Consider the following 3,179-nt stretch of genomic DNA (forward strand, 5'->3'; position numbering starts at 1 on the left):
GCCATCTCGACCACCATTTCCTCGATCGAGGCAAGCTTGACATAGAATGGCGGCACTGGCGGCGCGATGATCGCCCCCATCCGGGCGAGCCTGAGCATCGCGTCAAGGTGCCCTTCGTGGAGCGGCGCCTCGCGCGGCACGATGACCAGCCGGCGCTTTTCCTTCAGGACGACATCGGCGGCCCTTGTAAGAAGGTTGTCGCCCAACCCATGCGCCATCGCCGCCAAGGTCCGCATCGAACAGGGAACGACGATCATGCCATCCGTTCTGAAAGAGCCGCTGGCAATGGGTGCGGCCAGGTCGTGATAGGAATATGCGTGGTTGGCGACAGACGTCAGTTGGGCAAGGCCGTCGACGCCGAGCTCATGGGCGACGGTCAATCGCGCGCCCTTGGAGACGACGAGATGCGTCTCCACTCCGGCCCTGACCAGTTGACGAATGGTTTCCAGCGCGAGCACGGAGCCGGATGCCCCGGTGACACCGATTATCAGCCGTTTGGTCATTCTTGCCCCTGAGCGGTCGTTTGCGAAAAAAACTCGTTCCATCGTTGGGATACCTGCTCCTGGATATCGGCTGACATGGTCAGTTCCTTTCCCCATTCGCGGGAGGTTTCCGATCCAATCTTGCGCGTCGCGTCGAGCCCGATCTTTCCTCCAAGCCCCTCGAGCGGTGACGCGAAATCGAGCTGGTCGATAGGGGTCCGATCCACCTGCATCAGATCGCGCGAGGGATCCATGCGGGTGGCGACCGCCCACATCACGTCCGGCCATGATCGAATATCGATGTCGTCATCCACCACGACGATCATCTTGGTCATCGAGAACTGCGGCAGCAGGGACCAGAACCCCATCATCACGCGCCTGGCCTGTCCGGCATATTTCTTTGCGATCGAGATAACGGCAATCCTGTAGGAACAGGCCTCCGGCGGAAGCCATACGTCGACGATTTCCGGTATTTGTTGGCGCAGGAGCGGCTTGTAGACATCGAGCAGCGCCTCGCCGAGGACCGAGGGCTCGTCGGGCGCGCGCCCGGTGAACGTGGTCAGGTAATTTGCCCCGTCGCGGACGCGAACGCGCTTGAGGTTGAATACGGGGTATCGTTCCGGCGCGTTGTAATATCCGGTGTGGTCGCCGAAGGGGCCCTCCAGCGCCGTCTCTGTTGGAAAGACGACACCTTCAAGCACGATTTCCGCACTGGTTGGCGCGTGAAGCATGATGCTCTTGCAGGGCGCCAATCCGACTCGGCGATTGTTGATCATCCCGGACAGTGCCAGCTCCGACACGCCTTCGGGCGCCGGCATCACCGACGCGATCAACGTGGCGGGGTCCGCCCCGATGACAACTGCCACCGGCATCTCAAGGCCCCGCGCCTGCCACATGCGATGTTGGGCGGCGCCACCTCGCATGGGCAGCCATCGTATGATGGCGCGATCACGAGCAATCACTTGCATGCGATATACGCCCAGATTGTATGTGCTCGGATCGTCCTCGCCAGGTGGGCGAGTGATAACCACGGGCCATGTTATGAGGGGGCCGGCGTCTCCTGGCCAACAAGTCTGGACGGGAAGAAGCGAAAAATCCGGATCGGCCTCCCGCCACTCTCCGGGCGGGGAAACGATCTTCGGCCGCGCCGCGAAGGCCCCGCGCGCCACCGGCAGCATCTGTCGGGCCTGGCGAAGGCTCCGTGGAGCCCGAGGCGATCTCATCCACGCAAGAAGCGCGCCCAGGGTTTCCAGCCCAGGAAGGTCGGTGCCAAGGCCCCAGGCGACACGTTCCCGGGTACCGAAAAGATTCGCGACGACCGGAAAGGCCGACCTGACGCCGCGATCGTCGATGGGCGTGGTCAGACGCAGCGCCGGGCCTTTCGCGGCGATCACCCTCCTGTGGATCTCGGTCAGTTCGAGCCGTGTCGAAACAGGCACCCCGACGTCCTGCAGTTGTCCATTCCCATCCAGGTACGAAAGGAATGAGCCGAGGTCCGAAAACGACGGGAGGCAGCGGTGATGCATGGCGAATTCCGGCTCGACCGGATCGTCGGGCGCGCAATTTTGCCATGCGCGCCGACGAGAAACTTTGCGCTAGCGCAAAGAGCGATCGATCCGTCCGCGCTAATTTTCGAACTTGGTACCGTAGGAAGCGGTCGCTCCACGATAGCGAAGGCGGGCAGACCGTCGTTGGCGACGCCGCGCAATAATGAGGGATTTCACATGGCCGGCAATCTGATTAGCGAAACTGTCGAAGCTTGGCGGTCCGTAATTTCCCTTCTCGCGGACCGCCGGCGGAGCAGGGCAGCGACAAGAGAATTTTGGGCAATGGGTACGGATGAGTGCACGGGCATTCTGAATGACATCGGTCTGTCGCGACGTGAATTCGACGATGCCATGCGGTTGCCATACGCCTCGGAAGACCTGCTTTCTTCGGCGATGCGTTCAGCCGGCATCGATCCGGACAGTTTTCAATCGCTGCAAGCGCACGGTTTCATGTCACGCACCTGCATCACCTGCCCGCATCGCCGCCAGTGTCATGATCATCTGGCCGCCTTCGATTTCGAAAGCCACTACCAGGATTTCTGTCCGAACAGCCAGAATTTCGCAGACCTGCTCGAGAACGGACCCAGCACGTAATCCGCCGCGTAATCCGCTTGAGCGACCCCCAATGGACAGGATGCACTGAATGGTGACGGGAAACACGGAACCGACATTGCCGGCGTTCGTTCGCCATCTTTTCCCGGCCTTCGCCGGCTTGCCACTCGGGCCGTTGCTCACGCTGTCCTTGCGCTCTTTGGCCGGGCGACAGCCTCGATTGTTCGACCGCCTCGGCGAACATCGAACAGCCTGCTATTTCATCGACCCGATCGACCTTGCCTTCGCATTTACCGTCGTTCCGGACGCGGAGCGCTCGATCGTTCGTGTCGTCAGGAAAAGTGAGGCCGCGACATCAAGCGTCCAGATCAGGGGACCTATTCTGACACTGTTGAGCCTGCTCGACGGCACGCTTGATGGCGATGCGCTTTTCTTCAGCCGGATCATCTCGATCAGCGGCCGCACGGAGGCGGTGCTCGCGCTGAGGAACACGATCGAGGATGCCGAGCTTCGCCCGGCGGATCTGCTCGGCTTGCGCGGCGCACTGGCTCGTCTTGTCGATACGGGAATTCTCGGTGCGCTGGATGTCGCGCGCCAA

4 protein-coding genes are annotated in these 3,179 nt (G+C 61.6%); 2 read left to right on the plus strand and 2 right to left on the minus strand.

Annotation, left to right across the window (positions count from 1 at the left end):
* Both NR193_RS33125 and NR193_RS33130 read right to left on the minus strand, forming a co-directional pair.
* A partial coding sequence (locus tag NR193_RS33125) for a UbiX family flavin prenyltransferase (RefSeq protein WP_256754857.1) occupies positions 1–503 on the minus strand: 503 nt, incomplete at its 3' end.
* Positions 500–2,008 (minus strand): UbiD family decarboxylase, encoded by a 1,509-nt coding sequence (locus NR193_RS33130; RefSeq protein WP_256754858.1) that lies wholly within the window; start codon positions 2,006–2,008, stop codon positions 500–502. The genes NR193_RS33125 and NR193_RS33130, both read right to left, overlap by 4 nt.
* Between NR193_RS33130 and NR193_RS33135 the strand changes: the two genes are divergently transcribed.
* The gene (locus NR193_RS33135; protein WP_256754859.1) at positions 2,003–2,623 is read left to right on the plus strand and encodes a hypothetical protein; all 621 of its coding nucleotides are present in this window, start codon (positions 2,003–2,005) and stop codon (positions 2,621–2,623) included. The genes NR193_RS33130 and NR193_RS33135 overlap by 6 nt on opposite strands.
* Positions 2,624–2,672: 49 nt before the next feature.
* Positions 2,673–3,179 (plus strand): SCP2 domain-containing protein (locus tag NR193_RS33140; RefSeq protein WP_256754860.1); only part of this gene is annotated, 507 nt, incomplete at its 3' end.

Origin of the sequence: Mesorhizobium sp. Mes31 (assembly GCF_024519675.1) — a bacterium.
GTDB lineage: Bacteria > Pseudomonadota > Alphaproteobacteria > Rhizobiales > Rhizobiaceae > Mesorhizobium.